We start from the raw sequence: 26,181 nt of genomic DNA on the forward strand, positions 1-26,181 counted from the left end.
GCGCGGGCGGGACATGACCGATTCGTACAAGACCGGTGGCGGGGCCCCGGCCTACGGTCGGACCATGACTCCACGACTCGACGCGATCGGCATCACCACCGCGGATCTGGCCGCATCGCTCGCCTTCTACCGCCGGCTCGGCATCGACATCCCCGCCGGCGCGGAATCCGCGCCCCATGTCGAAGTGACGCTCCCGGGCGGACAGCGCCTGCTGTGGGACACCGAGGACGTCGTCCGCTCGTTCGATCCCGAGTGGTCGGGATCGAACGGCGGGGAGCGCCTCGGGCTCGCCTTCCTCTGCGACAGCCCGGCGGAGGTCGACTCGGTCTACGGAGAGCTGACCGGTGCCGGGTACCGCGGCCATCTGAAACCGTGGGACGCCGTGTGGGGGCAGCGGTACGCGGTGGTGCTGGACCCGGACGGCTGCGCGGTGTCGCTGTTCGCCGCGGCTTCCTGAGGCCCTCAGGTACCGGCGAGGTAGCCGGTCAGGGTGGTGCCGGCCAGTTCACGCATCTCCCGGGCGAGGTGAGCCTGGTCGGCACAGCCCGCCGCGAGCGCGGCATCCGCGTACGGCGTTCCGGACCGTACGAGAGCCAGCGCGCGCTGCAGCCGCAGCACCCGGGCGAGCGTCTTGGGTCCGTATCCGAAGGCCGTCAGCGAGCGGCGGTGCAACTGGCGTGCGCCGAGGCCGGCCGCCCGTGCGGTGTCCGCGACGGACAGGCCGCTGTCCAGCTGCCCGGCGACGAACCGCATCGCCGGGTCCGGGGGCGTAGTGCCGGCCGCCCGGTGCAGGGCGATCTCCTCCAGGGCGGCGGCCGGGTCGGCGGCCTCGGCCACCCGCTCGGTGAGCTCACGGACCTCCGCGTCCGGCCACAGGGCGGCCAGCGCGATGCTGCGGTCACGCAGTTCGTGCGCCGGCACACCGAGCAGTGCGGGCGCCGAGCCCGGGGCGAAGCGGATGCCCGCGCAGCTGCCGCCGTCGCTCGCGGCCGGGGTCTTCGTGCGGGTGTCCGGGCCCGCGACGAGCAGCCGGCCGCCGATCCAGAGCAGGTCCATGCAGCCGTCAGGCAGCACGGGGTGGACCGAGCCCGGCGGCACGGTCAGGGTCCACACCTTCGCGCCGTCCAGTGCCGACGCGCGCTCTTCGTACCGGTCGCCCATGCCACTAGTCTCGTCCACGAACGGGCACGGCGGACAGCAGGCGGAATCGGCATCCCGGGGGCGGTCATGGCGGCACTGATGGAGTTCACCACGGACAGCGGCGCGACGGTGACGGTGGAGGTCGACCGGCACGTCCCGGGCGCGCAGCTGGTCGCGCGGGACGGTAACTCCCTGGCCCGGTCCGGGCGCACCTTCGACAACGCGCTCCAGGGCATCCGGGCGGCGGCCGAATCGGCGCTCTCGGTCTTCCGGGACGGCTCGCTGAAGCCGGACGGGGTGGAGATCGAATTCGGGGTGAAGATCACCACGGAGGCCGGGGCCGTGATCGCGAAGAGCGCGATGGAGGGCCATCTCACGGTCAAGCTGTCGTGGTCGCCGGGTTCGACGCCCGCCCCGCCCGCACCGGAGCCGGCCCCGCAGAGCCCGCCCTCCCCTGCCGCCCCCTGACGGCGCTCCTCACCCCTCTGACTGGTGCGGTTTGTCCGTCTCCTTCTCGCGGCTCGGCTGCAGCCTGGACTTCACGTCGTCGGGCGGCAGGAACCGCGACCACCGCTCCGGGAACTCGGACGGCATGTAGGGACTGTCCTCGTCGTCCCCGTAGTCCCCGTCGTCGTACGCGCTGGCGTCCCGGCTCTCCGCCTGGGTGCGGGCCACGAACTCCGCCGCCTGGACCGCGCGCACCCGGTCGTTGGCCGCACGGGCCGCGGCGGTCGCCACCGAGGGCCACACCCGGTCGATCGCCGCGTTGACCGCGGCGCCGACCAGGACCGCGAACGCGGAGACACCGATCCACAGCAGGACGGCGATCGGCGCGGCCAGCGAGCCGTAGATCGTCGGCCCCTCGACCGTGCTGGTGAGGTAGATCCGGAGCAGGAAGCTGCCGAAGACCCAGATCGCCAGTGCCATCAGCGCGCCCGGTGTGTCCTCGATCCAGGGCGAGCGCACGGGGACGGACACGTGGTAGAGCGTCGTCAGGAAGGCGATCGACAGCAGGATCACCAGCGGCCAGTACAGGACGCTTATGAGCTCGGTGCCCCAGGGGATGAACTCCACGACCCGGTCGGGGCCGACCACCAGGAGCGGCAGTACGACCGCACCCAGCAGCAGTGCCACCACGTACAGCAGGAAGGCGAGCATCCGGGTCTTGACGATGCCGCGCTGGCCGTCGAGCCCGTACATGACGGTGATGGTGTCGATGAAGACGTTGACCGCGCGCGAGCCGGACCAGAGCGCGATGGCGAAACCGATCGAGATGACATCGGGCCTGGCTCCGGTGGTGACGTCCTCCAGGAGCGGCTTGGCGAAGTCGTTGACGCCCCGCTGCGAGAGCACGGTCCCCGCGGCGTCGAGGATGTTGTGCTCGATGGAGGCGACCGTGGTGGTGCTCGTCCAGGCGTCGACGTAGCCGAGCAGGCCGATCAGACCGAGGAGCAGCGGCGGCAGGGACAGCAGGGTGAAGAACGCCGCCTCGGCGGCGAGTCCCAGGATGCGGTACTCCATGCACGAGTTGACAGTGTCCTTGAGCAACTGCCAGGCCAGTTGCCGCTTGGACACGTTTCGGTAGAGCACTCGGGCCCGGTGGAGTCGGCCCGGTGGCCGCTCGGGTGTTTCATTTGCTGCCTGCACCTCCTTACCGTATCGGCATGGCAGCCACCAACCACACAGTGTCCAACCAGCCCCCTCCCCTGCTCGGCTACGACGTCTTCACGGCGGACCGGGCGCTCGGCGAAGCCGTGGACCGGCACCTCCCGGCGGAGGTGCTCGACGAGGCGCGGGACGGGCTCGTCAGGCTCGGCCGGTCCGCCGGATCCGCCCAGGCACAGGGGTGGGGTACGCAGGCGAACGAGAACCCGCCCCGGCTGCACACCCATGACCGGTACGGAAACCGTGTCGACGAGGTGGAGTTCCATCCGGCCTGGCACCGGCTGCTCGGCCACGCGGTCTCAGCGGGGCTGACCGACGCCTGGGACCGGCCGGGCGGCCATGTGCGCCGGGCGGCCGGTTTCCTCGTCTGGACGCAGGCCGAGGCGGGCCACGGCTGCCCGCTCTCGATGACGCACGCGGCCGTGCCCGCGCTGCGCACCGATCCCGCGGTCGCCGCCGAGTGGGAGCCCCTGCTGACCTCGCACGTGTACGAGGAGGGGCTGCGGCCGGCCCGGGACAAGCCCGGGGTGCTCTTCGGAATGGGGATGACGGAGAAGCAAGGCGGCACGGACATCCGGTCGAACACGACGCGGGCCGAACCGATCGGAGGCGAGGGCGAGTACCTGCTCACCGGGCACAAGTGGTTCTGCTCGGCCCCGATGTCCGACGGGTTCCTGGTGCTGGCACAGGCCCCCGGCGGTCTGACGTGCTTTCTGCTCCCCCGGGTACTGCCGGACGGCACCCGCAACGCCTTCGCGATCCAGCGCCTCAAGGACAAGCTGGGCAACCGGTCCAACGCCTCGGCCGAGGTCGAGTTCGACGGTACGTGGGCACGCCGCGTCGGTGAGGAGGGGCGCGGGGTGCGCACCATCATCGAGATGGTGGCGGCGACCAGGCTGGACTGCGTGACCGGCTCGGCCGCGCTGATGCGGCAGGCGGTGGCGCAGGCGGTCCACCACGCCACGTACCGCAGCGCGTTCGGCGGGGTGCTGGTCGAGAAGCCGTTGATGCGCAACGTGCTGGCCGATCTGGCTCTGGAGTCGGAGGCGGCGACGGTGCTGGCGATGCGGCTGGCGGCCGCGTACGACTCCGGGTCGGAGAGTGAGTCGGCGTTCCTACGGATCGCGGTGCCGACGGCCAAGTACTGGGTGACGAAGCGGTGCACGCCGATGGTGGGCGAGGCGCTGGAGTGTCTGGGCGGCAACGGATACGTGGAGGAGTCGGGGATGCCCCGGCTGCTGCGTGAGGCGCCGCTCAACTCGATCTGGGAGGGCTCGGGGAACGTACAGGCACTCGATGTGCTGCGGGCATTGCAACGGGAGCCGCTGGCGTTGAACGCGTTCCTCCAGGAGGTCGGCGAGGCGCGCGGCGCCGATCACCGGCTCGACCGGGCGATCAAGGAGCTGCTGACCGATCTCGCCGATCTCCAGGGGATCGAGGCGCGGGCCCGCCGGCTGGTGGAGCGGATGGCGCTGGTGCTGCAGGGCTCGCTGCTGGTGCGCTGGGCTCCGCCGGCGGTCTCCGACGCGTTCTGCGCGTCACGGCTCGGCGGGGACTGGGGCTCGGCGTTCGGAACACTGCCGCACACCCTCGACCTGGCATCCGTCGTGGAGAGGGCACGGCCCGTGGAGGTCTGACATCCGGCCCCGGGGGGCGGGGCAGCAACAGGGGGTGGTGCTGCGCCGACACGGCACCACCCCCCATGCTGTACACCGGGCTGCGAGGCCGAGGCCGCGCCGCCCGGTGTAACGCCACTCTTGTACGGTCCGGGGAGCGTCGCCAGAGTTGCAGAGGGTTGCAACCATTGTGTGGAGTTGCGGCATCAGGACCCCCGTGGCGGCAGGATGGGGGCTTGCGGCCTTGGTGCGGCTTTCCGAAAGGCCCTGGGGGGATGCGGCATGGAGACTGGTCCTGTCGATGTGATGCGGCTGGCTGCCCTGGAATCGGAGCGGGCCACGCGGCTGGTCCACCGGGCCCGTGAGGCGCGGATCGCGGGTGACCGCATGCCGGTCGCACCGCGTGCCGAGATCGGGGCCTCGTGGAACCGGGTGCTGCGCAGCGGAATCGATCCGGAGCAGTCCACCCACAGTGTCCTGCTGGAGCTGGACGAGATCGAGCACCGGCGCCGGAGCTCCACGCTGGGCGAGGTGATGCCGCTGCTCGGTGACGGTCTGGCGGCCATCGCGGACGCCTCGCAGCAGATCATGGTGGTCACCGACGTGGACGGCCGGGTGCTGTGGCGCCAGGGCCACACGGGGGTGCTGCGCCGGGCCGACGACATCTGTCTGGCCGAGGGCGCGGCCTGGTCCGAGGAGAGCACCGGCACCAACGCGATCGGTACGGCCCTCGCCTCGCGCGCCCCGGTGCAGGTCCACTCAGCCGAGCACTTCGTGCGCAGCCTGCACGGGTGGACGTGCGCGGCGGCGCCGGTGCGCGATCCGCGTGACGGCCGGCTGATGGGGATCGTCGACATCAGCGGTCCGGCGTCGACGTTCCATCCGACGACGCTCGCCCTGGTGGGCTCGGTGGCCCGGCTGGCCGAGAGCGAGATCAGGACCCGGCATCTGGAGTCGATCGACCGGCTGCGCTCGGTGGCCGCGCCGATGCTGTGCCGGCTGGACGGGCCGGCACTGGCCGTGGACGCCCACGGCTGGCTGGCGGGGGTCACCGGGATGCCGCCGGTGGACCGGCTGCCGCTGCCGAAGTCCCTTCAGCCGGGCCGGGTGTGGCTGCCCTCGCTCGGGATGTGCCGGGTGGAGCCGCTGCCGGGCGGCTGGCTGGTGCAGGTGGCGGACGGCACGCTGGACGGCCCGCCGCGCCGGGTGGTGCTCGATCTGAGCCGGCCGCGCGGCCTCGCGGTGAATGTGGTGAGCCCGGTGGGCACCTGGACGCAGCGGCTCTCCCCCCGCCACGCCGAGCTGCTGTTCGCGCTGGCGCTGCACCGCGAGGGGCGTACGGCCTCCGAACTGGCCGAGGACATCTTCGGCGATCCGACCAGGACGGTGACGGTGCGGGCGGAGGTCTCCCGGCTGCGGCGCCATCTCGCGGAGGTGCTGGCGCACCGCCCGTACCGCTTCGGGGAGGGCGTCGAGGTGGAGGTCATCCGCCCGGAGCACCCGGCCGATCTGCTGCCGCGCTCGAAGGCTCCGGTGGTGACGGCGGCGCGCGGCACCGGCTGAGCGGCGTTCTCGCAGGTCCGGGGGTGCCCGTCTGCCGGGACCGGCTTGGGCCGGGGCCGCCGGACGTGGTTCTCTGGCAGCCATGAGCAACCCCGCGCCCACCACCGGCACCGACTCCGATGTGACCATCTGGTCCCTGGAGCAGACCTCCCCCGCCGATCTGTCGCCATCGGCCGTGCCGGAAGGGGACATCAGGATCGTCCGGTCCGGCGTACCGCTGCCCGAGTTCAGCCGCTTCCTCTACACGGCGGTCGGCGGCGACATCCGGTGGACGGACCGGCTGACGATGACGTACGCGCAGTGGCAGGAGGCCCTGGAGCGGCCCGGGGCGGAGACCTGGGTGGCGTACGCGGACGGGACCCCGGCCGGCTACGTCGAGCTGGATCCGCAGGACGACGGTGTAGTGGAGATCATGTACTTCGGTCTCGTCCCGGCGTTCCGGGGGCGCCGGATCGGCGGCCATCTGCTGTCGTACGGGGTGGCCCGTGCCTGGGACCTGGCGGAGCGCTGGCCGGAGCGGCCGCCGACGAAGCGGGTGTGGCTGCACACCTGCTCCGACGACGGTCCGCACGCGATGGACAACTATCTGCGCCGCGGTTTCCGGCTCTTCGACACCCGGACCGAGCCGGCGTCCGGGGCGTCCACACCCGGCCCCTGGCCGGGTTCCGGCCGGGAGCTGCTCCCGTAGCGGGCCATCCGTAGGAAATACACGTGGTTGTCCGGTTTTCCGGGCGGCCCGGCGTCCGTCGACCCAGTGACGGGCGCCACATCGTCTCGCCTGTCGGGACAGTCTCGTCCACATCATGGATAGTGGTGGACTGCTCCGAGATCCGCGTGACACGCTTCCGTCATGTCTGGAACTGGAATTGCCTTGGTGAGTCGACGCCACGTCGACCTCGGCCGCATGTCCAGCGCCATCTGTCCGGCGCGCTGAGAGTCTCCCCAGCTCCGCCGCGATCCCTTTCTCTGCAAACGCTGCGCACCGCCGCGCCCATCCGCGAGTGTGCAGTTCAGAGCCGCCCTCCTGCAGTCCCGAAGGACGTACTGTCATGGCCGCTACCCCTGAAAAGCCTGCGCCCGCCGCACCCCGCCGCAAGGCAGGACGCCACCGCGGCGAAGGTCAGTGGGCGCTGGGGCACTACACCCCTCTCAACGGCAATGAGCAGTTCAAGAAGGACGATGACAGTCTCAACGTGCGGACGCGCATTGAGACTGTCTACTCCAAGCGCGGGTTCGACTCGATCGACCCCAACGACCTTCGCGGACGCATGCGCTGGTGGGGGCTGTACACCCAGCGCAAGCCCGGTATCGACGGCGGCAAGACCGCCGTGCTGGAGCCCGAGGAGCTGGACGACCGTTACTTCATGCTCCGGGTCCGCATCGACGGAGGCCGGCTGACGGTGGCGCAGCTGCGGGCGATCGGTGAGGTCTCGCACGAGTACGCGCGCGGCAGCGCCGACGTCACCGACCGGCAGAACATCCAGCTGCACTGGATCCGCATCGAGGACGTACCGGCCATCTGGGAGAAGCTGGAGGCCGTCGGCCTGTCCACGACGGAGGCCTGCGGCGACTGCCCCCGCGTGATCATCGGCTCCCCGGTGGCGGGGATCGCCGCCGACGAGATCATCGACGGGACCCCGGCGGTCGACGAGATCCACGACCGCTACATCGGCAGCAAGGAGTTCTCCAACCTGCCGCGCAAGTTCAAGACCGCGATCTCCGGCTCACCCGTGCAGGACGTGGTCCACGAGATCAACGACATCGCCTTCGTCGGCGTCGTGCACCCCGAGCACGGCCCCGGCTTCGACCTCTGGGTCGGCGGCGGGCTCTCGACCAACCCGCGGCTCGCCGAACGGCTGGGCGCCTGGGTGCCGTTGGACGAGGTGTCCGACGTCTGGGCCGGTGTGGTCGGGATCTTCCGGGACTACGGGTACCGGCGGCTGCGCACCCGTGCCCGGCTGAAGTTCCTGATGGCCGACTGGGGACCCGCCCGGTTCCGTCAGGTGCTGGAGGACGAGTACCTGAAGCGGCCGCTGGTCGACGGCCCCGCCCCCGAGCAGCCCAGCAGCCGCTGGCGCGACCACGTGGGCGTCCACGAGCAGCAGGACGGCCGCCTCTACGTCGGCTTCGCCCCTCGGGTCGGCCGGGTGGACGGCCCCACCCTCACCAAGATCGCCGATCTGGCCGCCGCACACGGATCGGACCGGCTGCGCACCACCGTCGAGCAGAAGATGCTGATCCTCGACGTGGAGCCCGACCAGGTCGACTCGCTGGTGGCGGGACTCGAGGAGCTCGGCTTCCAGGTGAAGCCGTCCCCGTTCCGCCGCGGCACGATGGCCTGCACCGGCATCGAGTACTGCAAGCTGGCGATCGTCGAGACCAAGGCGCGCGGCGCCTCGCTCATCGACGAACTGGAGCGCCGCATGCCGGAGTTCGACGAGCCGCTCACCATCAACATCAACGGCTGCCCCAACGCCTGCGCCCGCATCCAGACCGCGGACATCGGCCTCAAGGGCCAGCTGATGCTGGACGGCGAGGGCAACCAGGTGGAGGGCTACCAGGTGCACCTGGGCGGCGCACTGGGCCTGGAGGCCGGTTTCGGCCGCAAGGTCCGCGGTCTGAAGGTCACCTCGGCCGAGCTGCCCGACTACGTCGAGCGGGTCCTCTCCAACTTCCAGAAGGAGCGCGAGGGCGACGAGCGCTTCGCGACCTGGGCGGCACGGGCCAGTGCGGAGTCGCTGTCATGAGCGAACGCGCCGCACCGTTCCACTGCCCCTACTGCGGTGACGAGGACCTGCGCCCGCACGAGACGGGGCACGGGGCCTGGGAATGCGCCTCCTGCAACCGAGCGTTCCAGCTGAAGTTCCTGGGCCTGCTGGCCCGTGGGCTGCAGCGCAACGACGTTGAAGGGGACGGCATATGACGGACACTCTGGAGACCGACAAGCTGACTTCGCAGGAGCTCAGGGAGCTGGCCGAGCGGGCCGGCCGCGAGCTGGAGGACGCCTCGGCGGCGGAGATCCTCGGCTGGGCCACCCGGACCTTCGGCCCCCGGTTCTGCGTCACCTCCTCGATGGAGGACGCGGTCGTCGCCCACCTCGCCTCCCGGGCGCTGCCCGGTGTGGACGTGGTCTTCCTCGACACGGGCTACCACTTCCCCGAGACGATCGGCACCCGCGACGCCGTGGAAGCGGTGATGGACGTCAACGTCATCACCCTCACCCCGCGGCAGACCGTCGCCGAGCAGGACGCCGAGTACGGGCCGAGGCTGCACGACCGCGACCCCGACCTCTGCTGCGGGCTGCGCAAGGTCAAGCCGCTCGAGGAGGGCCTGACCTCGTACACGGCCTGGGCGACCGGCCTGCGCCGCGACGAGTCCCCCACCCGGGCGAACACCCCGGTGGTCGGCTGGGACGAGAAGCGGCAGAAGGTCAAGGTGTCGCCGATCGCCCGCTGGACCCAGGACGACGTCGACGCGTACGTCGCCGAGCACGGGGTGCTCACCAACCCGCTGCTGATGGACGGTTACGCCTCCGTGGGCTGCGCGCCCTGCACCCGCCGGGTGCTGGAGGGCGAGGACGCGCGCGCCGGCCGCTGGGCCGGGAGCGGCAAGACCGAGTGCGGGCTGCACGGTTGATGACGACTGATCAGGAGACTTCGATGAGCGTGACGGAGACGGGAGCCACCATCTGGCTGACCGGTCTGCCGAGCGCGGGCAAGACCACCATCGCGTACGAACTCGCCGGGCGGCTGCGCGGCGAGGGGCACAAGGTGGAGGTGCTCGACGGCGACGAGATCCGGGAGTTCCTCTCCGCGGGCCTCGGCTTCTCCCGCGAGGACCGGCACACCAACGTCCAGCGGATCGGCTTCGTCGCCGAACTGCTGGCCGCCAACGGCGTGAAGGTACTCGTCCCGGTCATCGCGCCGTACGCGGACAGCCGGGACGCCGTCCGCAAGCGGCACCGGTCGGAGGGCACCGCGTATCTGGAGGTGCACGTCGCCACTCCGGTCGACGTGTGCTCGGTGCGTGACGTCAAGGGGCTTTACGCCAAGCAGGCGGCGGGCGAGATCAGCGGGCTGACCGGGGTGGACGACCCCTACGAGGCCCCGGAGTCGCCGGATCTGCGGATCGAGTCGCACCAGCAGACCGTGCAGGAGTCCGCGGCGGAGCTGTACACGCTGCTGAGCGAGAGGGGTGCGGCGTGACCACCGTCGCGACTGTGCCGGAAGGCACCGGCAATCCGTACGCGCTGAGCCACCTGGACTCCCTGGAGTCCGAGGCGGTGCACATCTTCCGTGAGGTGGCGGGAGAGTTCGAGCGGCCGGTGATCCTCTTCTCCGGCGGCAAGGACTCGATCCTGATGCTGCACCTGGCGCTCAAGGCCTTCGCGCCCGCGCCGGTGCCGTTCACGCTGCTGCACGTGGACACCGGGCACAACTTCCCCGAGGTCCTGGAGTACCGCGACCGCACGGTCGCCGAGCACGGGCTGCGGCTGCACGTCGCGTCCGTGCAGGAGTACATCGACGCCGGGAAGCTCCGCGAGCGCCCCGACGGCACCCGCAACCCGCTCCAGACGGTGCCGCTGACCGAGGCGATCCAGCAGCACCGCTTCGACGCGGTGTTCGGCGGCGGCCGCCGCGACGAGGAGAAGGCGCGCGCCAAGGAGCGGGTCTTCTCGCTGCGCGACGAGTTCTCCCAGTGGGACCCGCGCCGCCAGCGTCCCGAGCTGTGGCAGCTGTACAACGGCCGGCACGCCGCCGGTGAGCACGTCCGGGTGTTCCCGATCTCCAACTGGACCGAGCTCGACGTGTGGCAGTACATCGAGCGCGAGGGGATCGAGCTCCCGGGCATCTACTTCGCCCACGAGCGCGAGGTCTTCAGCCGCTCCGGCATGTGGCTGACCGCGGGCGACTGGGGCGGCCCCAAGGAGCACGAGCGGACCGAGACCCGTCAGGTGCGCTACCGCACGGTCGGCGACATGTCCTGCACCGGCGCCGTCGACTCCGACGCGACCACGCTGGCCGCCGTGATCACCGAGATCGCCGCCTCCCGGCTCACCGAGCGGGGCGCGACGCGTGCCGACGACAAGATGTCCGAGGCCGCGATGGAAGACCGTAAGCGCGAGGGGTACTTCTAACATGACCACACCCACCCAGCTGGCCGAGCAGCTGTCGACGACGACCCTGCTGCGGTTCGCCACCGCGGGGTCCGTCGACGACGGCAAGTCCACCCTCGTGGGACGGCTGCTGCACGACTCCAAGTCGGTACTCACCGACCAGCTGGAGGCGGTCGAGGACGCGTCCCGCAAGCGTGGCCAGGAGGCGCCTGACCTGGCGCTGCTGACCGACGGGCTGCGGGCCGAGCGCGAGCAGGGCATCACCATCGATGTCGCCTACCGCTACTTCGCCACCACCCGGCGCCGGTTCATCCTCGCCGACACCCCGGGCCATGTGCAGTACACCCGCAACATGGTGACGGGTGCCTCCACGGCCGAGCTGGCCGTGGTCCTGGTCGACGCGCGCAACGGTGTCGTCGAGCAGACCCGCCGGCACGCCGCCGTCGCCGCCCTGCTCCGCGTCCCGCACGTGGTGCTGGCCGTGAACAAGATGGACCTGGTCGACTACGCGGAGCCGGTGTTCGCCGCCATAGCCGAGGAGTTCACCGCGTACGCGGCCTCCCTCGGCGTCCCGGAGATCACCACGATCCCGATCTCCGCGCTGGCCGGCGACAACGTCGTGGAGCCGTCCGCCAACATGGACTGGTACGGCGGCCCGACCGTCCTGGAGCACCTGGAGACGGTCCCGGTCAGCCACGACCTCACCGCCTGCCACGCCCGCTTCCCCGTCCAGTACGTCATCCGGCCGCAGACCGCCGAGAACCCCGACTACCGGGGCTACGCGGGCCAGATCGCCGCCGGTGTGTTCCGGGTCGGCGAGCCCGTCACCGTACTGCCCTCGGGCCGTACGTCGACGATCGCCGGGATCGATCTGCTCGGCGACAGCGTGGACATCGCCTGGGCCCCCCAGTCGGTGACCGTCCGGCTGACCGACGACGTCGACGTCTCGCGCGGCGATCTGATCGCCCCGGCGGACGACGCGCCCGCGGTGACCCAGGACGTGGAGGCGACCGTCTGCCACGTCGCGGACCAGCCGCTCACCGTGGGACAGCGGGTGCTGCTCAAGCACACCACCCGCACGGTGAAGGCGATCGTCAAGGACATCCCCTCGCGCCTCACGCTGGACGACCTCTCGCAGCACCCGGCCCCCGGACAGCTCGTCGCCAACGACATCGGCCGGGTCGTGGTGCGCACCGCCGAGCCTCTCGCGCTCGACGCGTACGCCGACTCGCGCCGCACCGGTTCCTTCCTGCTGATCGACCCGGCGGACGGCACCACCCTGTCGGCCGGCATGGCGGGCGCCTCGTTCGCCGCCGAGTCGCAGGTACCGGCTCCGGCGGACGACGACGCCGAATGGGACTTCTGATGAGCATCGACGTCTTCTCGACCTTCGCGAAGGAGGGCGGCCGCGTCGGCAGCGGCGCCCTCGGAAGGGGGTGCCCCCTGCTCGAGCGAAGCCGAGAGGTTGGGGGAGGCAAGGGCGGGGTCGCGCGATGTGCGTGATGACGTACGCGCACTGCCTGCGCGCCCGGCAGCACCACCCGCACCGCCCGCAAAGCCAGTTCAGACGAAGACCTGCCGATCTCCCGGCCGCCTCCCCGGACCTCCGAGGGACGTGAGCACCGGGCCTCCGAGAGGAAGACCTCCCGTGTCTGCCCCCCGTACCACGCTGCGCCGCAGCATCGCCGCCGCCGCCGCCCTGCCGCTGCTCGCCGTGGCGCTCACCGCCTGCGGCTACGGCTCCGACTCGAAGGACGACGACGCCAAGAAGGCGAACGTCTCCGCCGGCGGGAAGAAGCTCTCCGCGGACACCGTGAAGATCGGGTACTTCCCGAACCTCACGCACGCCACCGCCCTGGTCGGCATCCAGGAAGGCATCATCGCCAAGGAGCTGGGCTCCACGGAGGTCAAGCCCTCGACGTTCAACGCCGGGCCGTCCGAGATAGAGGCGCTCAACGCCGGTTCGATCGACATCGGCTTCATCGGCCCCTCGCCCTCCATCAACGGATTCACCAAGTCCAAGGGCAAGAGCCTGCGCATCATCGGCGGTTCGGCCTCCGGTGGCGTGAAGCTGGTCGTCAACCCGAAGAAGATCAAGACCCTGGACGACCTCAAGGGCAAGAAGATCGCCACCCCGCAGCTCGGCAACACCCAGGACGTGGCGTTCCTCAACTGGGCCTCCGAGAAGGGCTGGAAGGTCGACGCCCAGAGCGGCAAGGGCGACGTCTCCGTGGTCCGCACGGACAACAAGGTGACCCCGGACGCCTACAAGTCCGGTTCCATCGACGGTGCCTGGGCCCCCGAGCCGACCGCGTCCAAGCTGGTCGAGCAGGGCGCGAAGGTGCTCCTGGACGAGTCGACGCTGTGGCCGGACAACAAGTTCGTGATCACGAACATCATCGTGTCGCAGAAGTTCCTCACCGAACACCCGGACGTCGTCGAGGCGGTGCTGCGCGGTTCGGTCAACACCAACAAGTGGATCAACGCCAACTCGGACAAGGCGAAGGACTCCGCCAACGCCGCGCTGAAGAAGCTGTCCGGCAAGGAACTGCCGGCCGACGTCATCGACCCGGCGTGGAAGTCGATCCAGTTCACCGACGACCCGCTGGCCGCCACGCTCGACGCCGAGGCCAAGCACGCGGTGAAGGCCGGTCTGCTGGACGAGCCGGACCTGGACGGCATCTACGACCTGAAGCCGCTGAACAAGATCCTCAAGGCCGCGGGCAGGCCCGAGGTCGCCGACGCCGGTCTCGGCGTCAAGTAACCACCGGACCGTTCCAGGATCTCCCAGGAGGTGACGACCATGGCCACGACCACGCTCACCAAGGCCGAGGACCGTACGGCCGTCGGGCACGCCGCCCGTCTCGACCACGTCTCGAAGTCCTTCGGTGGACCGGAGGGGCAGCAGCTCGTCCTGGACGACATCACACTCGATGTCGCTCCCGGCGAGTTCGTCACCCTTCTGGGAGCTTCCGGGTGCGGCAAATCGACCCTGCTCAATCTGGTGGCCGGACTCGACCGCCCGTCCGCGGGGTCCATCGAGACCCCCGGCGGGCGGCCGGCCCTGATGTTCCAGGAGCACGCCCTCTTCCCGTGGCTGACCGCAGGCAAGAACATCGAACTGGCACTGCGGCTGCGCGGTGTACCGAAGTCGGAGCGCCGCCCCGAGGCGGAGCGGCTGCTCGAACTCGTCCGTCTCGGCGGGGCGTACGGCAAGCGGGTGCACGAGCTGTCGGGCGGTATGCGCCAGCGGGTGGCGATGGCCCGCGCGCTCGCCCAGGACAGCCAACTGCTGCTGATGGACGAGCCGTTCGCCGCCCTCGACGCCATCACCCGTGATGTGCTGCACGACGAGCTGACCCGGATCTGGCGCGAGACGAACGTGTCGGTCCTCTTCGTCACCCACAACGTGCGGGAGGCGGTCCGGCTCGCCGAGCGGGTCGTCCTGCTCTCGTCGCGGCCCGGCCGGATCGCCCGGGAGTGGACGGTCGACATCGAGCAGCCGCGCCGCATCGAGGACACCGCCGTGGCGGAACTCTCCGTCGAGATCACCGAAGAACTGCGTGGGGAGATCCGCCGACATGGCCAGCACTGAGACCACCGCCAAGGGCAGCAAGGCCGAGGACGGCGCCCCCGAGGCCGCCGCCCAGGAGCTGGCCGGCCTCGAAGCGGGGCTCGACGCCCTCGACGCGGTACGGGTCAGCCGGACCCCGGTGCGCCAGGTGCTGGTGCAGAAGGTGCTGCCTCCGGTGGTGGCGGTCGCGCTGGTGCTCATCGTCTGGCAGATCCTGATCTGGGCGAAGGTCACCGACGACTACAAACTGCCGGCGCCGTCCCACGTCTGGGACGAGGTGTCCAACGCCTGGGCGCAGGGCACCCTGCTCGGCTACATCTGGACCAGCGTCTCGCGCGGCCTGCTCGGCTTCCTCCTCGCCCTCGTCATCGGCACCCCGCTCGGGCTGCTGGTCTCGCGGGTCAAGGTGGTGCGCGCGGCGATCGGCCCGGTGCTCTCGGGGCTCCAGTCGCTGCCGTCGGTGGCGTGGGTGCCGCCCGCGGTCATCTGGCTGGGGCTGGACGACAGGATGATGTACGCGGTGATCCTGCTCGGCGCCGTCCCGTCGATCGCCAACGGGCTCGTCGCCGGTGTCGACCAGATCCCGCCGCTGCACCTGCGGGCCGGCAAGACGCTCGGCGCCACCGGGCTGCGCGGCACCTGGCACATCGTCCTCCCGGCATCCCTGCCCGGCTATCTCGCGGGGCTGAAGCAGGGCTGGGCGTTCTCGTGGCGCTCGCTGATGGCCGCCGAGATCATCGCCTCCTCGCCCGATCTCGGCGTCGGTCTCGGGCAGTTGCTGGAGCAGGGCCGGGAGACCAGCAGCATGTCGATGGTCTTCCTCGCCATCTTCCTGATCCTGATCGTCGGCATCGCGATCGATCTGCTCATCTTCAGTCCCCTGGAGCGGTGGGTGCTGCGCAGCCGCGGTCTCCTCGTCAAGAACTGAGCCACTGCCATGACTGCTCCGGTCCTTCTCGTCATCGCCCACGGCAGCCGCGATCCGCGGCACGCCGCGACCGTGCACGCGCTCACCGCGCGGGTGCGGGCGCTGCGGCCCGGACTGCGGGTGGAGACCGGGTTCCTGGACTTCAACGCGCCGTCGGTGCCGCGGGTCCTGGAACGGCTGGCCGCGCAGGATGTGGGCGATGTGGTGGCGCTTCCGCTGCTGCTCACCCGGGCCTTCCACGCCAAGTCCGACATCCCGGCGGTGCTGCGTGAGGCGCGGGGCAGGCTGCCGCGGCTGAGGGTTCGGCAGGCCGAGGTGCTCGGCCCGTCCCCGCTGCTCAACTCCGCCCTGGAGCGGCGGCTGCGCGAGGCCGGGGTGCGCCCCGGCGACAGGGCGTCGACCGGGCTCGTCCTGGCCTCGGCGGGCTCCACAGACCCGGAGGCGATCGCAGTGATCGCTGAAATCGCGCGGGAGCTGCGGCGCACCGGTTGGTGTTCCGTGCGGCCTGCGTTCGCCTCCGCATCCCATCCCCGTACCGAGGACGCGGTACGGGCCCTGCGGGCCGAGGGTGTCCGCCGGGTCGCGGTGGCCCCCTACGTGATCGCGCCCGGCCGCCTCCCTGACCGCATCGCGGCGGGGGCGGCCGAGGCCCGTGCGGATGTCCTGGCAGGGGTGCTGGGCCCTTCCCCGGAGCTGGCACGGCTGCTGCTGGGCCGGTACGACGAGGCCCGGGTGCCTGCCGACCGCATGGCGTCGCTCAGCGCGTAGTTGCGGGCCCGCGCTCAGCCGACGTCGAGGCTGCCGGTCCGGGTGCGCTTGAGCTCGAAGAAGTCCTCGTAGCCGGCGAGCACCCGGAAGCTGTCGAACAGCCGCGCCGCCGCCTCACCGCGCGGCACCGCCCGCAGCACCGGACCGAACCAGACGGTCCCGTCGACATGGATGGTGGGCGTGCCCACGTATCCGTCCGCCGCCGGGTCCTTGCCCGCGTCATGGCTGCGCCGCACCGCCTCGTCGTACGTGTCCGTGTGCGCGGCGGCGGCAAGCTCGGCGGGCAGGCCCACCTCGGCCAGGGACTGGGCGATCACCTCGTCGAAGTCCTCGTTCTTCTCCTGGTGGATGCGGGTGCCGAAGGCGGTGTACAGGTCGCGCAGGATCGCCTGACCGTGTTGTCCGGCCGCGGCCGCGGCGACGCGCACCGGTCCGATCGACTTGTCGACCAGGGTGCGGTACCAGTCGGGGAGTTCGTTGCCGGTGTTGTGCAGGTAGAGGCTCATCACGTGGAAGCGGAGTTCGATGTCGCGCTGTTGCTCCACCTCCAGCATCCAGCGGGAGGTGATCCAGGCGAACGGGCAGGCCGGGTCGGAGTAGAAGTCGACGACGGGCCTGCCCGGTGCCGGGCTGCGGTGAGTGGTCATGGCATGAGCGTAGCCAGCCGTTGGCGCACTCCCGCGGGCCATTCAACAGCGTCCGGGCTGGGCCACTTTCACCCGGCGGTCCACCGCGGATCGCGTCCGCTCAGGGCCAGCGCCCGTTCGAATCCGGAGGCCTCCTCGCCGATGGTGATCTCGGCGGCGAAGCCCTCGTACCGCCGGTAGAGCTCGGCGGTCCTCTCCACGGTGCGCAGGACGTAGCCGGCCGCCCCGTCGGAGAGCCGGAACTCCTGGCCGGTGGCCCGCGCCACGTCCCAGCCGTGCAGGGCCGTCTCCTCGACGAGCATCGCGGCGGTGTCCGCGGCCGGGGACGCCGCCTCGCCTTCCCCGATGGCGCCCTCCCAGGCGGCCTGGTCCGACCAGGCGGCGACGGCACGGTCCAGCTGCGCCGCGTATCGCTCGGCCCAGTCGGGGTCCGCTGTGAAGTCACGGGCGACGAGTTCCTCGGGCAGCTCCGTGCGCAGGGCGCGGTGCTCCATGCCGTGCGAGGTGTAGAGCACCCAGTGGTTGATGAGCGCGCGGAGGTCCCAGCCGGCGCAGGGGGTGTCTGGGCTGTCGAGCCGTGCCGCGCGGACGGCGCGGGCCACGCGGGCCGCCTCGGCGGCGCATTCGGTCATATGGGCGTGCTCGGTCTTCATGCACAGCACGCTAGGACCGGCGCGTGCCCGGGGTATTGAAGAAAGGCGACAGCGGCTCTCAGCAGGCCGCGTCGACCCGTGCGGTCAGCTCGGCGACGGACATCGAGCCCGGCTCCCGGCGCTCGCGGGCGCAGTCGTTCGCGATCCGGCGCAGTACGTCGTTGACCGGGGTGGGTACGCCGTGGACCCGGCCGAGCAGCGTGATCTCGCCGTTGAGGTAGTCGGCCTCGATCGTGCCGGTGCCGCGGCTGAGGCTCTGCCAGGAGGAGCCGCCACCGCGCGGGGAGCCGTCGAAGGGTTCGAAGCGGATCCGGTCGCCGCGCACCTCGGCCTGTTCCTGCCGGCCGACGGCCTCGATCCCGGCCGCCGCGAGCACGGCCCGCCCCTCGGCCAGCGCCCGCTCGAACAGTGCGACGGCGTCGTCGCCGGCGAGCGGGCCGGTGGCCGCCTCGATGGCGTTGGCGAGGTTGGAGAGGAGCTTGCCGTACTTCCAGCGCATCACGTCCGCCACCACCGGGGCGAGGAGCTTGGCGCCCTCCAGGTCGGCGGAGATCCGCCGGGCGGTGTCGTCGGTGCCCGTCGGGTAGCGGCCCAGGTGCAGGATGCCGGTGAGCGGGGCGCCTGCCGCGGAGACCCGGCCGGGCTCCACGAAGGTGGCGGGCAGCCAGACGCACATGCCGTACACGCGGTCGAAGCGGCGCAGCGCGAGGCGTTCGCTCTCCACGCCGTTCTGCGCGCAGATCAGCGGCAGCCGCTCCCCCGCCGTGCCGCCGCCCGCCACCGGCCGGATGCTCCAGGCGTCGAGCGCGGCGACACTGTCCTGCGTCTTGACGGCGAGTACGAGTACGTCGTCCGGGGCCAGGGCGAGGGCCTCGGGCCCGTCGACGACGGGGAGGTCGTGGATGCGGGCGCCGTCGGGGGTGGCGAGCCGGAGCCCGCCGGTGCGCAGTGCCTCGTAGTGGGCCCCGCGCGCCACCAGCACCACGGAGTGGCCGGCCTCGGCCAGCCGTCCGCCGATGGCGCCGCCGACGGCGCCCGCTCCCACGATGACGTAGCGCATCCCGCTCCTCCGCACGGCCGCGGCCCGGGCCGACGGCATCGCCGTGGTGGCGGAGCCGGCGCCCCGGGCCGGAAGTTGTATCCGCCATCCAGACTACTGTTCCATGACCCTGATCGACACCGCCGACAACTACGGCCCGGAGGTGGCCGAGGAACTGGTCGCCGAGGCCCTGCACCCGTACCGCGACGATCTGGTGATCGCGACCAAGGGCGGCGTCGTACGGACAACGGACAGGTGACGGCGCCTGGCACATCGCGGGGCGACCGGAACAGCTGCGGGCGATGTGCGAGGCGAGCCTGCGCCGGCTGCGGACGGACCGGACCGACCTCTACCAGCCGCACCGGCTGGATCCGCTGGTGCCGATGGCCGAGCAGCTGGGCGCTCTGGATGCGCTGCGGCAGGAGGGTAGGATCCGGTACATCGGCCTGGACACCCTTACCGCCGAACAGCTGGAGCAGGCGCTCTCCCTGACCGGGATCGTCTCGGTGCAGAACCGCTTCAATCTCCTGGACCGTTCGTCGGACGCGGTACTCAAGGTGTGCGAGACCCACGGCCTCGCCCTCCTCCCCTGGTTCCCGCCGGCGAACGGCGCTCTCACCGGCGAGGACGCCGCGGCGCTCGCCGGGGTCGCGGAACGCCACGGTGCCACCCGCGGGCAGATCGCCCTCGCCTGGCCGCTGCACCGCCCCCCGTGCTCTGCCCGACTCCCGGCACCGGTTCGCCCGTGCATCTCGCGGAGAACCTCGGGGCCCGGGAGATCCTGCTGTCGACCGAGGACATGAGCCTCCTGGAGGCCCTCGCATCCGCATGAAGGAGTACCCGCACGTGACCACCACAGCCGCCCTCGCCACGCCGTCCCCCACCGCCCCGGTTCCGGTGATCAGGGCCGACGGCGTCACTCTCGTCCGGGACGGCAAGGTGCTGCTCGACTCGGTCTCGATGACCGTGCGCGGCGGGGAGCACTGGGCGCTGCTCGGCGCCAACGGCGCGGGCAAGAGCACCCTGCTCGGGCTGCTGGGCGCGATCAGGCATCCCACCAGCGGCTCGGTCGAGGTACTGGGCCGCACCATCGGGCGGGTCGATCTGCGGGAGCTTCGCACGCTGCTCGGGCATGTCGATCCGCGCCATCCGCTGCGCTCCCCGCTGACGGTGCGCGAGGTGGCCCTGACGGGTCTGACCAACTCGGTGGAGCCGGTGCCTCGCTGGTCGGCGGGGCCGGAGCAGCGGGAGCGGGCGGAGCGGCTGCTGAAGATGCTGGGCATGGGCGGCAAGGAGACGTCACGCTGGCCGTCGCTGTCGCAGGGCGAGCGGGGCCGTACGCTCATCGCCCGCGCCCTGATGCCACAGCCCCGGCTGCTGCTGCTCGACGAGCCGGCCACCGGGCTGGACCTGGCCGCCAGGGAGCAGTTGCTGGACAGCCTGGACGTGCTGCGGGAGGAGAACCCGGAGCTTGCGACGGTGCTGGTCACGCACCATCTCGAGGAGCTGCCCGCCTCCACCACGCACGCCATGCTGCTGCGTGCCGGCCGGTGCGTGGCATCGGGGCCGGCGGACGAGGTGCTGACCACGGACCGGGTCAGCGACTGCTTCGGTCATCCGGTACGGATCGCGCGCACGGACGGCCGGTGGACGGCGCGGGCCCAGCGGGGCGGACGCCGCTGACCCGGGGGCTCACGCGTCGGCCGCCGGAGCGGTGACGAAGGGGGTGGCCTGGTGGTAGTAGAGCTGCCATCCCGCCCCGGTGAGCCGCCAGAGCGAACTGCGGTGGGCGCGCATGCCCCTGGCCTCGGTGTCGAAGGTCACGTGGACGAGTTCGCCGGCGAGCTGGGTGCCGTGCATCCGTGAGGCGGTGAGCTGCCCGGGGCGTGAGCCGCCGCCGGTGATCAGCGAGGTGATGGCCATGTCCCGGTTCCAGTGGCGGCCGTCGGTGTCCACCTCGTGGAACTCGGGGTGCAGGACCTGGACGAGGAGTTCGGTGGAGGCCCGCACCACCGGGTCCAGGAGGCGGAGTTCACCCTCGACCGCCGCGGCCACGCCCGGTGTCGGCTCGCTCACGCGTCGCCCCCGGTCATCTCCGCGAGTCTGGTGGCGGTGTTCCAGTTGCGCGAGGTGGCGACGAGGCCCTTGACGAGGGAGGGGCGGGAGAGCGCGGCGGCGAGCTTGGAGCCGCCCAGCCCGCCGGGGGCGTGGAGATAGAGGGCGCGTTCGCCGAGCCGGAACTCCTCGGGGAGGAAGGCCGCAGCGTCCAGGGGGGCGAATCGTGCTTCGTCGACCCGCTGGTCGAAATAGGTGATGTGGAGCTCCTTGGGCTGGAGCTCGGCGACGGGGAACGGGCAGGCTGCCACCACGGCCGCGAGGTAACCCCCGTCCCGGACCAGACACGGGACGTCGAAGCCGAACCGCTCCGCGATGGCCCGCTCCAGCTCAGCGGCGAGCGCGTTCTCGTCGTCCGACTCGCTGCTGAAGACCGCGTTGCCGCTCTGCAGATGGGTACGGACGTCGCCGTGGCCCAGTCCGGTGAGCAGGGCGCGGAGTTCGGCCATCGGGATCTTCCGGTGGCCGCTCACGTTGATCCCGCGCAGCAGCGCCGCGTACATCGTCATGGGCACACCATAGGACGGCCGTCCCGGGCCGTGCGGCCGCCGCGCCCCGTGGGGGAGGGCGCGGTGGCCGCCGGTTCAGGAAGTGGTGCTGTTACTCAACGACCTTCAGCAGCTTGTTCGCCGTGCCCTGGGTGGCGTTGCTGATGGCGTCCGGGGTGGCTCCGTCGGTCAGTGCCGTGGAGACCTCCTCCGGGGTGGCGTCCGGGTGGCCCGCCAGGTAGAGGGCGGCGGCACCGACGACGTGCGGAGTCGCCATGGACGTACCGGAGATGGTGTCCGAGCCGGTGTCGCTGTCGTTCCACGCCGAGGTGATGTCCGAACCCGGGGCGTAGATGTCCACGAGCGAGCCGTAGTTGGAGAACGACGACTGCTCGTCGTCGACCGTGGACGAGGCGACCGTGATGGCCTCCGGGACGCGCGCCGGGGAGCTCTCGCTCGCGTCGCCCGACTCGTTGCCCGCGGCCACCCCGTAGGTGACTCCGGAGGCGATGGACTTCTGGACCGCCGCGTCGAGCGCCTCGTCCACGCCGCCGCCGAGGCTCATGTTGGCGACGGACGGGCCCTCGTGGTTCTCGGTGACCCAGTCGATGCCGGCGACGACCTGCTCGGTGGTGCCCGAGCCCGAGTCGTCGAGTACCCGGACGGCGACTATCTTGGCCTTCTTGGCGACGCCGTACGTCGCACCGGCGATGGTGCCGGCCACGTGGGTGCCGTGACCGTAGCCGTCGTCGGCGGTGTCGTCGTCGTCCACGGCGTCGTAGCCGTAGCTGGCCCGGCCCTCGAACTCCTCGTGCGTGATGCGGACACCGGTGTCGATGACGTACGCGGTCACGCCCTCGCCCGCGCTGTCCGGGTAGTTGTACGCCTTGTCGCCGGCGGTCTCGGTCTGGTCGATGCGGTCCAGGCCCCAGGACGGCGGGTTGTCCTGGGTGGCGTCGACGTGGAACTTCTTGTTCTGGACGACCTTGGAGACGGCCGGGTCGGCGGCGAGCCGCTTGGCCTCGGTCTGCGAAAGGCCGCTGGCGGAGAAGCCGTTGATGGCCGAGCTGTAGTTGCGCTTGAGCTTGCCGCCGTACTCCTTGGCCAGCTTCGACTTGTCGGCCTTGTGGTCCAGCATCACTATGTAGCTGCCGGACACGGCCGTTGCCGCGTCGGCACCGTAGATCTTGCCCATCGCGGGGGCGGGCGCCGCTCCGGCCATGGGGCTGCCCAGCAGGGTGACTCCGGCTGCGGCGGCGACTGCGGTGATGGCGGCGGTGAGCTTGAAGCGGCGTGCGCGCTTGTGAATTGCCATGAAGAGGGATCTCCTCGTCATTCTTTTGTGGGGGGATTGGCCCTCGGCCGGAAGATCTCCGGGGGCTGGCTCGAAACCCTCGCCCATTGACGCGCTCAGATCAAGACCTTCATACGCCTGTGACTTACTCAACAAGGTTTCGTAATAAGAAACCGGCCAGTGCTCCGCAAGTCGGGCACATACCCCCTCACGCCCGTTACATGTGAGAGGCGCGCACCCTCCCTACCGGGGGCGCTTCCACCCCGCACGGGCCGGGCACCCCTCCGCCGACTCCGCGGACAGCACGAGGAGAAGGCTTGATTCCACCCCCTCCTCCTCTTTTCCTCCGCATTCGCGTTCGCTTTCCCCCGCTTCAGCGTTCGCGCACGAGGCGGTGGCGGTGGCGGTGGCGACGGGGGCCGGCCGGCCGCAGGTGCTTCAGCGCTGATACCGGGCCAGCACCCGGTTCCCGTCATCGACCAGACGCTTCCTCAGCTCGGCCACGCCGATCGCGCCGCTGTAGTACTCCTGGAACGCGGGGGTGGCGACCTTGTCCTTCCACTCGGGGTAGCCGCGCACGGACTGGGCCGGCGCTGAACGCAGTGCGCCCGCGAGGGCCACGCCGGTTGCCCAGCCCCGGTCGGCTGTGTGCAGCGAGGGATCCGCCAGGGCCTTCCTGCCGGTCGGCAGCATCCAGTCCCCCTTGGCCAGCCGCACCATGTTCGCCGGCCGCAGCAGGAAGTCGATGAACTCCGCCGCCTCCTTCTTGTGCGGACTGTCCTCGGCGACGGACAGGGTCTGCGGGCTCACCCCCTGGGCCAGACCTCCGCTGCCCGCCGGGGCGGGCAGCACCGACCACTCGAAGCCCTTCGGCGCCTGCTCGACCACCTGCTGACGGTAGGAGAAGCCCAGCGGCACCATCGCGTACTTGCCGCCGAAGAGGCCCGGAAGGGTGTCGCCGCCGCCCATGCCGAGGGCCGTGCGCGCGGCGCTGTGGTCGGTGTCCACCTGGTCGTGGATGGTGCCGGGGACGACGAGGTCGCCCTCGTCCATGGCGAGCGTGACCTTTCCGTCGGCGCCCCGGTGGAACAGCTCGCCGCCTGCCGAGAGGCCCAGGTTGAGGGTGACGGAGACCGGCTCCTTGAGCGGCCAGGCGATCCCGTAACGGCCCTTGCCCGTCAGCTCCTTGGTGATCCGCCGGAACTCCGGCCAGCTCCAGGGCCTCTCCGGGGTCGGGACGCGGACCCCCGAGGCCTTCAGGATTTTGGTGTTGGCGATCAGGACGCGGGGTTCCTGGAGGAACGGCACGCCGTAGACACCGCCGTCGAAGGTGCTGGTGCTCCAGCTCCGCTGCGGGATGTCCTGGGTGAGCCGGTCCGGCAGCAGGGTGCGCAGGTCGGCGAGGTAGCCGCCGTAGGCGAAGTCCGCGAGGTCGTCGGACGCGTCATGGATGACGTCGGGCGCCTCGTCCCCCTCGAACGAGGTGAGGAGCTGGTCGTGGACGCTGTCCCAGCTGCCCTGGACGTACTGGACCTGGACGTCGGGATGGCTCGCGTTCCACTCCTCCACCAGTTGCCTGTTGGCGTCGACGGACTCCTTCTGCCAGGCCAGCGACTGGAAGCGGAGCCTGACCGTGCCGTCCGTCCGGCCGCCTCCCCCGCCGCAGCCGGTGAGCAGCAGGGCCAGCGCGGTGGCCGCCGCGGCTGCCGTGCGCACCGCTCGGCCCATCAGCTCTTCACCGCCCCGGCCAGCATGCCGCCCGTGATCCGCCGCTGGATGAACGCGAAGAGGACGAGCGAGGGAAGGGTGGCGAGGAACGCGGCGGCGGCCAGCGGGCCCAGATCGCTCGCGCCCTCCGCGCCGAGGAAGTGCGTCAGTACGACCGGCAAGGTCTGCTTCTCCGGTGTCTTGAGCAGGACGAGCGCGAAGAAGAACTCGTTCCAGGCGGTGATGAAGGCGAAGAGGGAGGTGGCCACGATCCCGGGGGCCAGCAGCGGGGCGGTGACCGAGACGAGCGTCCGCAGCCGGCTCGCGCCGTCGACGGCCGCCGCCTCCTCCAGTTCGGGCGGCACCGCCCGTACGTATCCGACCAGCATCCACAGCGCGAACGGCAGCGACCAGACGACGTACACCATGATCAGCCCCCACAGCGTGTTGATCAGATGGAGATGCTTGAGGACCAGGAAGAGCGGAATGATCAGCAGGACGAACGGGAACGCCTGACTGACGACGACCCAGCCGGTCGCGGCCGTGGAGAGCCGCGAGCGGTGGCGGGCCATCACATAGGCCATCGGGGTGGCGATGACGACGGCGATGATCCCGGCCGAGACGGCGGCGATCAGCGAGTTGGCGGCGGCCCGCAGCAGCGGCTGTTCGTCGAAGGCGGCCCGGAAGTTGTCGAGCGTCGGGTGGTGGGGGATCCAGGTGGGGTGCAGGGAACCCAGTTCGGGTGCCGGTTTGAAGGCGGTCGAGATCAGCCAGAGGAACGGAAACGCCAGGAAGACCAGGTAGCACAGCAGCGCTACGTACTGTCCGGCCCGCACGGACCTGCGGGTACGCGGGCTCATCGGTCCTCGCCTCCCCTCAGCCGCCCCACGAGGTACACGGCCAGGAGCACGGAGATCACCGCGACCATCACACAGCCCATCGCCGCGGCGTAGCCGAACTGCCCGTACCGGAAGGCCTCTTCGTACGCGAAGAGCATCGGGAGCCGGGTACGGCCACCGGGACCGCCGTTGGTCAGCACGTAGACCAGGGCGAAGGAGTTGAAGTTCCAGATGAAGTTGAGCGCGGTGATGGCGAGGGCGACGGGCCTGAGCGCGGGCCAGGTGACGGTACGGAAGCGGCGCCAGGCACCGGCGCCGTCCAGGGCGGCCGCCTCGTGGAGTTCGCCCGGGGTGTTCTGCAGACCGGCCAGCAGTGCCACCGTGGTCTGCGGCATCCCGGCCCAGACCCCGACGAGGACGACCGCGGGCAGCGCGGTGGCGAGGCCGGTCAGCCAGTCACGGCCGTCACCGAGCCCAAGATCGCGGATGGTCTCGTTGAGGATCCCGGCGTCCGGGGTGTAGACGAGCCGCCACATGATGCCGACGACGACCTCGGGCATCGCCCACGGGATGATCGCCAGCGCCCGCGCCAGCCACCGCATCCGCAGGTTCTCGTTGAGCAGCAGCGCCAGGCCGAGAGCGAGCACGAACTGCGGGACGGTGACACCTACCGCCCACACCAGGCCGATCCGGAACGAGTCCCAGAACAGGCCGTCGTGGAGCAGGTCCTGGAAGTTCAGCAGCCCCGTCCACTGGGTGGACCTCGTGCGGCCCGACTGCGCGTCGGTGAAGGCCAGGGCGATGCCGTAGAGCAGCGGTCCGACGCTGAGGACCAGGATCGGGATGAGGGCGGGCAGCACCAGGAACCAGGAACCCGCGTTCCTGTTGACCCCCGCGGAGCCCTTGCCGCGCGGGCCGCCGGGCGGGCCGTGCCGTCCGGGCTGCACGGTTGCACTCGCCAATGTCATGGATGAGCCCCCTTTGCGTCATTCGACCGGCTTGATACCGCTCCGGCCGCTCAGGTGGCCT

General features: G+C 71.1%; 30 protein-coding genes. 19 read left to right on the plus strand and 11 right to left on the minus strand.

The window, feature by feature from the left end; translation table 11 throughout:
- Nucleotides 1-13: 13 nt before the first annotated feature.
- Nucleotides 14-457, plus strand: a complete 444-nt coding sequence (locus ACFVJX_RS22680; protein ID WP_384129256.1) for a VOC family protein — start codon at nt 14-16, stop codon at nt 455-457.
- A gap of 5 nt (nt 458-462) precedes the next feature.
- Here ACFVJX_RS22680 and ACFVJX_RS22685 read toward each other — a convergent pair whose 3' ends face one another.
- The gene (locus ACFVJX_RS22685) at nt 463-1,161 is read right to left on the minus strand and encodes a DUF6597 domain-containing transcriptional factor (RefSeq protein ID WP_384129253.1); all 699 of its coding nucleotides are present in this window, start codon (nt 1,159-1,161) and stop codon (nt 463-465) included.
- Between the two features lie 66 nt (nt 1,162-1,227).
- Here ACFVJX_RS22685 and ACFVJX_RS22690 point away from each other — a divergent pair, with 66 nt between their 5' ends.
- Nucleotides 1,228-1,608, plus strand: coding sequence for a CU044_2847 family protein (locus ACFVJX_RS22690; protein ID WP_384129250.1), 381 nt, complete (start codon nt 1,228-1,230; stop codon nt 1,606-1,608).
- A 9-nt stretch (nt 1,609-1,617) separates the two neighbouring features.
- On the opposite strand, the gene ACFVJX_RS22695 is transcribed toward ACFVJX_RS22690, so the two are convergent.
- On the minus strand, nt 1,618-2,730 hold the full coding sequence (locus tag ACFVJX_RS22695) for a YihY/virulence factor BrkB family protein (RefSeq protein ID WP_384129329.1): 1,113 nt from the start codon (nt 2,728-2,730) through the stop codon (nt 1,618-1,620).
- 74 nt (nt 2,731-2,804) lie between these two features.
- Here ACFVJX_RS22695 and ACFVJX_RS22700 point away from each other — a divergent pair, with 74 nt between their 5' ends.
- From ACFVJX_RS22700 to ACFVJX_RS22765, 14 genes are all read left to right on the plus strand, one after another.
- The gene (locus ACFVJX_RS22700) at nt 2,805-4,442 is read left to right on the plus strand and encodes an acyl-CoA dehydrogenase family protein (protein WP_384129247.1); all 1,638 of its coding nucleotides are present in this window, start codon (nt 2,805-2,807) and stop codon (nt 4,440-4,442) included.
- A gap of 261 nt (nt 4,443-4,703) precedes the next feature.
- Nucleotides 4,704-5,984, plus strand: a complete 1,281-nt coding sequence (locus ACFVJX_RS22705; protein WP_384129244.1) for a GAF domain-containing protein — start codon at nt 4,704-4,706, stop codon at nt 5,982-5,984.
- A gap of 82 nt (nt 5,985-6,066) precedes the next feature.
- Nucleotides 6,067-6,672: a GNAT family N-acetyltransferase gene (locus ACFVJX_RS22710; RefSeq protein ID WP_384129240.1), complete on the plus strand. Its 606-nt coding sequence runs from the start codon at nt 6,067-6,069 to the stop codon at nt 6,670-6,672.
- 162 nt (nt 6,673-6,834) lie between these two features.
- Nucleotides 6,835-6,918 (plus strand): putative leader peptide, encoded by an 84-nt coding sequence (locus tag ACFVJX_RS22715; RefSeq protein ID WP_310591794.1) that lies wholly within the window; start codon nt 6,835-6,837, stop codon nt 6,916-6,918.
- Between the two features lie 115 nt (nt 6,919-7,033).
- The gene (locus tag ACFVJX_RS22720; RefSeq protein WP_384129237.1) at nt 7,034-8,731 is read left to right on the plus strand and encodes a nitrite/sulfite reductase; all 1,698 of its coding nucleotides are present in this window, start codon (nt 7,034-7,036) and stop codon (nt 8,729-8,731) included.
- A complete protein-coding gene (locus ACFVJX_RS22725; RefSeq protein ID WP_384129234.1) occupies nt 8,728-8,907 on the plus strand; it encodes a hypothetical protein in 180 nt (59 codons plus the stop codon). Before ACFVJX_RS22720 ends, ACFVJX_RS22725 begins: the two co-directional genes overlap by 4 nt.
- Nucleotides 8,904-9,620, plus strand: coding sequence for a phosphoadenylyl-sulfate reductase (locus ACFVJX_RS22730; protein WP_384129231.1), 717 nt, complete (start codon nt 8,904-8,906; stop codon nt 9,618-9,620). The genes ACFVJX_RS22725 and ACFVJX_RS22730 overlap by 4 nt, the downstream gene beginning before the upstream one ends.
- Nucleotides 9,621-9,643: 23 nt before the next feature.
- On the plus strand, nt 9,644-10,189 hold the full coding sequence (cysC, locus tag ACFVJX_RS22735; protein WP_384129228.1) for an adenylyl-sulfate kinase: 546 nt from the start codon (nt 9,644-9,646) through the stop codon (nt 10,187-10,189).
- Entirely contained in the window at nt 10,186-11,121 is a 936-nt protein-coding gene (gene cysD / locus ACFVJX_RS22740; RefSeq protein WP_384129225.1) for a sulfate adenylyltransferase subunit CysD, read from the plus strand. Before cysC ends, cysD begins: the two co-directional genes overlap by 4 nt.
- A gap of 1 nt (nt 11,122) precedes the next feature.
- A complete protein-coding gene (locus ACFVJX_RS22745; RefSeq protein ID WP_384129222.1) occupies nt 11,123-12,466 on the plus strand; it encodes a sulfate adenylyltransferase subunit 1 in 1,344 nt (447 codons plus the stop codon).
- A 282-nt stretch (nt 12,467-12,748) separates the two neighbouring features.
- On the plus strand, nt 12,749-13,864 hold the full coding sequence (locus ACFVJX_RS22750) for an aliphatic sulfonate ABC transporter substrate-binding protein (RefSeq protein WP_384129219.1): 1,116 nt from the start codon (nt 12,749-12,751) through the stop codon (nt 13,862-13,864).
- A gap of 39 nt (nt 13,865-13,903) precedes the next feature.
- Nucleotides 13,904-14,695 (plus strand): ABC transporter ATP-binding protein, encoded by a 792-nt coding sequence (locus ACFVJX_RS22755; RefSeq protein ID WP_384129216.1) that lies wholly within the window; start codon nt 13,904-13,906, stop codon nt 14,693-14,695.
- Entirely contained in the window at nt 14,682-15,602 is a 921-nt protein-coding gene (locus tag ACFVJX_RS22760) for an ABC transporter permease (RefSeq protein ID WP_384129213.1), read from the plus strand. The genes ACFVJX_RS22755 and ACFVJX_RS22760 overlap by 14 nt, the downstream gene beginning before the upstream one ends.
- A gap of 9 nt (nt 15,603-15,611) precedes the next feature.
- Nucleotides 15,612-16,370 carry a sirohydrochlorin chelatase gene (locus ACFVJX_RS22765; protein WP_384129210.1) on the plus strand — a complete coding sequence of 253 codons (759 nt, stop codon included), beginning with the start codon at nt 15,612-15,614 and terminating at the stop codon, nt 16,368-16,370.
- A 14-nt stretch (nt 16,371-16,384) separates the two neighbouring features.
- Here the strand turns inward: ACFVJX_RS22765 and ACFVJX_RS22770 are convergent, their stop codons facing one another.
- The 3 genes from ACFVJX_RS22770 to ACFVJX_RS22780 all read right to left on the minus strand — a co-directional run bounded on the left by ACFVJX_RS22770 (nt 16,385) and on the right by ACFVJX_RS22780 (nt 18,730).
- On the minus strand, nt 16,385-17,017 hold the full coding sequence (locus ACFVJX_RS22770; RefSeq protein ID WP_384129207.1) for a DsbA family protein: 633 nt from the start codon (nt 17,015-17,017) through the stop codon (nt 16,385-16,387).
- A gap of 68 nt (nt 17,018-17,085) precedes the next feature.
- Nucleotides 17,086-17,670, minus strand: a complete 585-nt coding sequence (locus ACFVJX_RS22775; RefSeq protein WP_384129204.1) for a TIGR03086 family metal-binding protein — start codon at nt 17,668-17,670, stop codon at nt 17,086-17,088.
- Nucleotides 17,671-17,728: 58 nt separating this feature from the next.
- Nucleotides 17,729-18,730, minus strand: coding sequence for a ketopantoate reductase family protein (locus tag ACFVJX_RS22780; protein WP_384129201.1), 1,002 nt, complete (start codon nt 18,728-18,730; stop codon nt 17,729-17,731).
- A 103-nt stretch (nt 18,731-18,833) separates the two neighbouring features.
- On the opposite strand from ACFVJX_RS22780, the gene ACFVJX_RS22785 reads away from it, so the two are divergent.
- From ACFVJX_RS22785 to ACFVJX_RS22795, 3 genes are read left to right on the plus strand one after another with little or no spacing between them, the layout of a single operon-like run.
- Nucleotides 18,834-18,968, plus strand: a complete 135-nt coding sequence (locus ACFVJX_RS22785) for an aldo/keto reductase (protein ID WP_384129198.1) — start codon at nt 18,834-18,836, stop codon at nt 18,966-18,968.
- 43 nt (nt 18,969-19,011) lie between these two features.
- The gene (locus tag ACFVJX_RS22790) at nt 19,012-19,512 is read left to right on the plus strand and encodes an aldo/keto reductase (protein WP_384129195.1); all 501 of its coding nucleotides are present in this window, start codon (nt 19,012-19,014) and stop codon (nt 19,510-19,512) included.
- A 43-nt stretch (nt 19,513-19,555) separates the two neighbouring features.
- Entirely contained in the window at nt 19,556-20,392 is an 837-nt protein-coding gene (locus ACFVJX_RS22795; RefSeq protein WP_384129193.1) for an ABC transporter ATP-binding protein, read from the plus strand.
- A 9-nt stretch (nt 20,393-20,401) separates the two neighbouring features.
- Here ACFVJX_RS22795 and ACFVJX_RS22800 read toward each other — a convergent pair whose 3' ends face one another.
- From ACFVJX_RS22800 to ACFVJX_RS22825, 6 genes are all read right to left on the minus strand, one after another.
- The gene (locus ACFVJX_RS22800; protein ID WP_384129190.1) at nt 20,402-20,785 is read right to left on the minus strand and encodes a DUF4440 domain-containing protein; all 384 of its coding nucleotides are present in this window, start codon (nt 20,783-20,785) and stop codon (nt 20,402-20,404) included.
- Nucleotides 20,782-21,333, minus strand: coding sequence for a DUF1697 domain-containing protein (locus ACFVJX_RS22805; RefSeq protein ID WP_384129188.1), 552 nt, complete (start codon nt 21,331-21,333; stop codon nt 20,782-20,784). The genes ACFVJX_RS22800 and ACFVJX_RS22805 overlap by 4 nt, the downstream gene beginning before the upstream one ends.
- A gap of 91 nt (nt 21,334-21,424) precedes the next feature.
- On the minus strand, nt 21,425-22,627 hold the full coding sequence (locus tag ACFVJX_RS22810; protein ID WP_384129185.1) for a S8 family serine peptidase: 1,203 nt from the start codon (nt 22,625-22,627) through the stop codon (nt 21,425-21,427).
- 417 nt (nt 22,628-23,044) lie between these two features.
- On the minus strand, nt 23,045-24,334 hold the full coding sequence (locus ACFVJX_RS22815) for an ABC transporter substrate-binding protein (protein WP_384129182.1): 1,290 nt from the start codon (nt 24,332-24,334) through the stop codon (nt 23,045-23,047).
- Nucleotides 24,334-25,173: a carbohydrate ABC transporter permease gene (locus tag ACFVJX_RS22820; RefSeq protein WP_384129179.1), complete on the minus strand. Its 840-nt coding sequence runs from the start codon at nt 25,171-25,173 to the stop codon at nt 24,334-24,336. Before ACFVJX_RS22820 ends, ACFVJX_RS22815 begins: the two co-directional genes overlap by 1 nt.
- Nucleotides 25,170-26,120, minus strand: a complete 951-nt coding sequence (locus ACFVJX_RS22825; RefSeq protein WP_384129176.1) for a carbohydrate ABC transporter permease — start codon at nt 26,118-26,120, stop codon at nt 25,170-25,172. The genes ACFVJX_RS22820 and ACFVJX_RS22825 overlap by 4 nt, the downstream gene beginning before the upstream one ends.
- Nucleotides 26,121-26,181: the final 61 nt, after the last annotated feature.

The sequence above is a fragment of the Streptomyces sp. NPDC127177 genome (assembly GCF_042672475.1).
In the GTDB taxonomy this organism is placed as follows: Bacteria; Actinomycetota; Actinomycetes; order Streptomycetales; family Streptomycetaceae; genus Streptomyces.

Bases quoted from the DNA above. Each gene is read 5' to 3' on its own strand.
- ACFVJX_RS22765 (WP_384129210.1), top strand. From the start codon at position 15,612: ATGACTGCTCCGGTCCTTCTCGTCATCGCCCACGGCAGCCGCGATCCG.
- ACFVJX_RS22730 (WP_384129231.1), top strand. From the start codon at position 8,904: ATGACGGACACTCTGGAGACCGACAAGCTGACTTCGCAGGAGCTCAGG.
- ACFVJX_RS22805 (WP_384129188.1), bottom strand. From the start codon at position 21,333: ATGACGATGTACGCGGCGCTGCTGCGCGGGATCAACGTGAGCGGCCAC.
- ACFVJX_RS22710 (WP_384129240.1), top strand. From the start codon at position 6,067: ATGAGCAACCCCGCGCCCACCACCGGCACCGACTCCGATGTGACCATC.
- ACFVJX_RS22810 (WP_384129185.1), bottom strand. From the start codon at position 22,627: ATGGCAATTCACAAGCGCGCACGCCGCTTCAAGCTCACCGCCGCCATC.
- ACFVJX_RS22785 (WP_384129198.1), top strand. From the start codon at position 18,834: ATGACCCTGATCGACACCGCCGACAACTACGGCCCGGAGGTGGCCGAG.
- ACFVJX_RS22680 (WP_384129256.1), top strand. From the start codon at position 14: ATGACCGATTCGTACAAGACCGGTGGCGGGGCCCCGGCCTACGGTCGG.
- cysC (WP_384129228.1), top strand. From the start codon at position 9,644: ATGAGCGTGACGGAGACGGGAGCCACCATCTGGCTGACCGGTCTGCCG.
- ACFVJX_RS22820 (WP_384129179.1), bottom strand. From the start codon at position 25,173: ATGAGCCCGCGTACCCGCAGGTCCGTGCGGGCCGGACAGTACGTAGCG.
- ACFVJX_RS22775 (WP_384129204.1), bottom strand. From the start codon at position 17,670: ATGAAGACCGAGCACGCCCATATGACCGAATGCGCCGCCGAGGCGGCC.
- ACFVJX_RS22815 (WP_384129182.1), bottom strand. From the start codon at position 24,334: ATGGGCCGAGCGGTGCGCACGGCAGCCGCGGCGGCCACCGCGCTGGCC.
- ACFVJX_RS22825 (WP_384129176.1), bottom strand. From the start codon at position 26,120: ATGACATTGGCGAGTGCAACCGTGCAGCCCGGACGGCACGGCCCGCCC.
- ACFVJX_RS22715 (WP_310591794.1), top strand. From the start codon at position 6,835: ATGTCTGGAACTGGAATTGCCTTGGTGAGTCGACGCCACGTCGACCTC.
- ACFVJX_RS22780 (WP_384129201.1), bottom strand. From the start codon at position 18,730: ATGCGCTACGTCATCGTGGGAGCGGGCGCCGTCGGCGGCGCCATCGGC.
- ACFVJX_RS22700 (WP_384129247.1), top strand. From the start codon at position 2,805: ATGGCAGCCACCAACCACACAGTGTCCAACCAGCCCCCTCCCCTGCTC.
- ACFVJX_RS22685 (WP_384129253.1), bottom strand. From the start codon at position 1,161: ATGGGCGACCGGTACGAAGAGCGCGCGTCGGCACTGGACGGCGCGAAG.
- ACFVJX_RS22770 (WP_384129207.1), bottom strand. From the start codon at position 17,017: ATGACCACTCACCGCAGCCCGGCACCGGGCAGGCCCGTCGTCGACTTC.
- ACFVJX_RS22720 (WP_384129237.1), top strand. From the start codon at position 7,034: ATGGCCGCTACCCCTGAAAAGCCTGCGCCCGCCGCACCCCGCCGCAAG.
- ACFVJX_RS22760 (WP_384129213.1), top strand. From the start codon at position 14,682: ATGGCCAGCACTGAGACCACCGCCAAGGGCAGCAAGGCCGAGGACGGC.
- ACFVJX_RS22725 (WP_384129234.1), top strand. From the start codon at position 8,728: ATGAGCGAACGCGCCGCACCGTTCCACTGCCCCTACTGCGGTGACGAG.
- ACFVJX_RS22705 (WP_384129244.1), top strand. From the start codon at position 4,704: ATGGAGACTGGTCCTGTCGATGTGATGCGGCTGGCTGCCCTGGAATCG.
- ACFVJX_RS22745 (WP_384129222.1), top strand. From the start codon at position 11,123: ATGACCACACCCACCCAGCTGGCCGAGCAGCTGTCGACGACGACCCTG.
- ACFVJX_RS22790 (WP_384129195.1), top strand. From the start codon at position 19,012: ATGTGCGAGGCGAGCCTGCGCCGGCTGCGGACGGACCGGACCGACCTC.
- ACFVJX_RS22755 (WP_384129216.1), top strand. From the start codon at position 13,904: ATGGCCACGACCACGCTCACCAAGGCCGAGGACCGTACGGCCGTCGGG.
- ACFVJX_RS22690 (WP_384129250.1), top strand. From the start codon at position 1,228: ATGGCGGCACTGATGGAGTTCACCACGGACAGCGGCGCGACGGTGACG.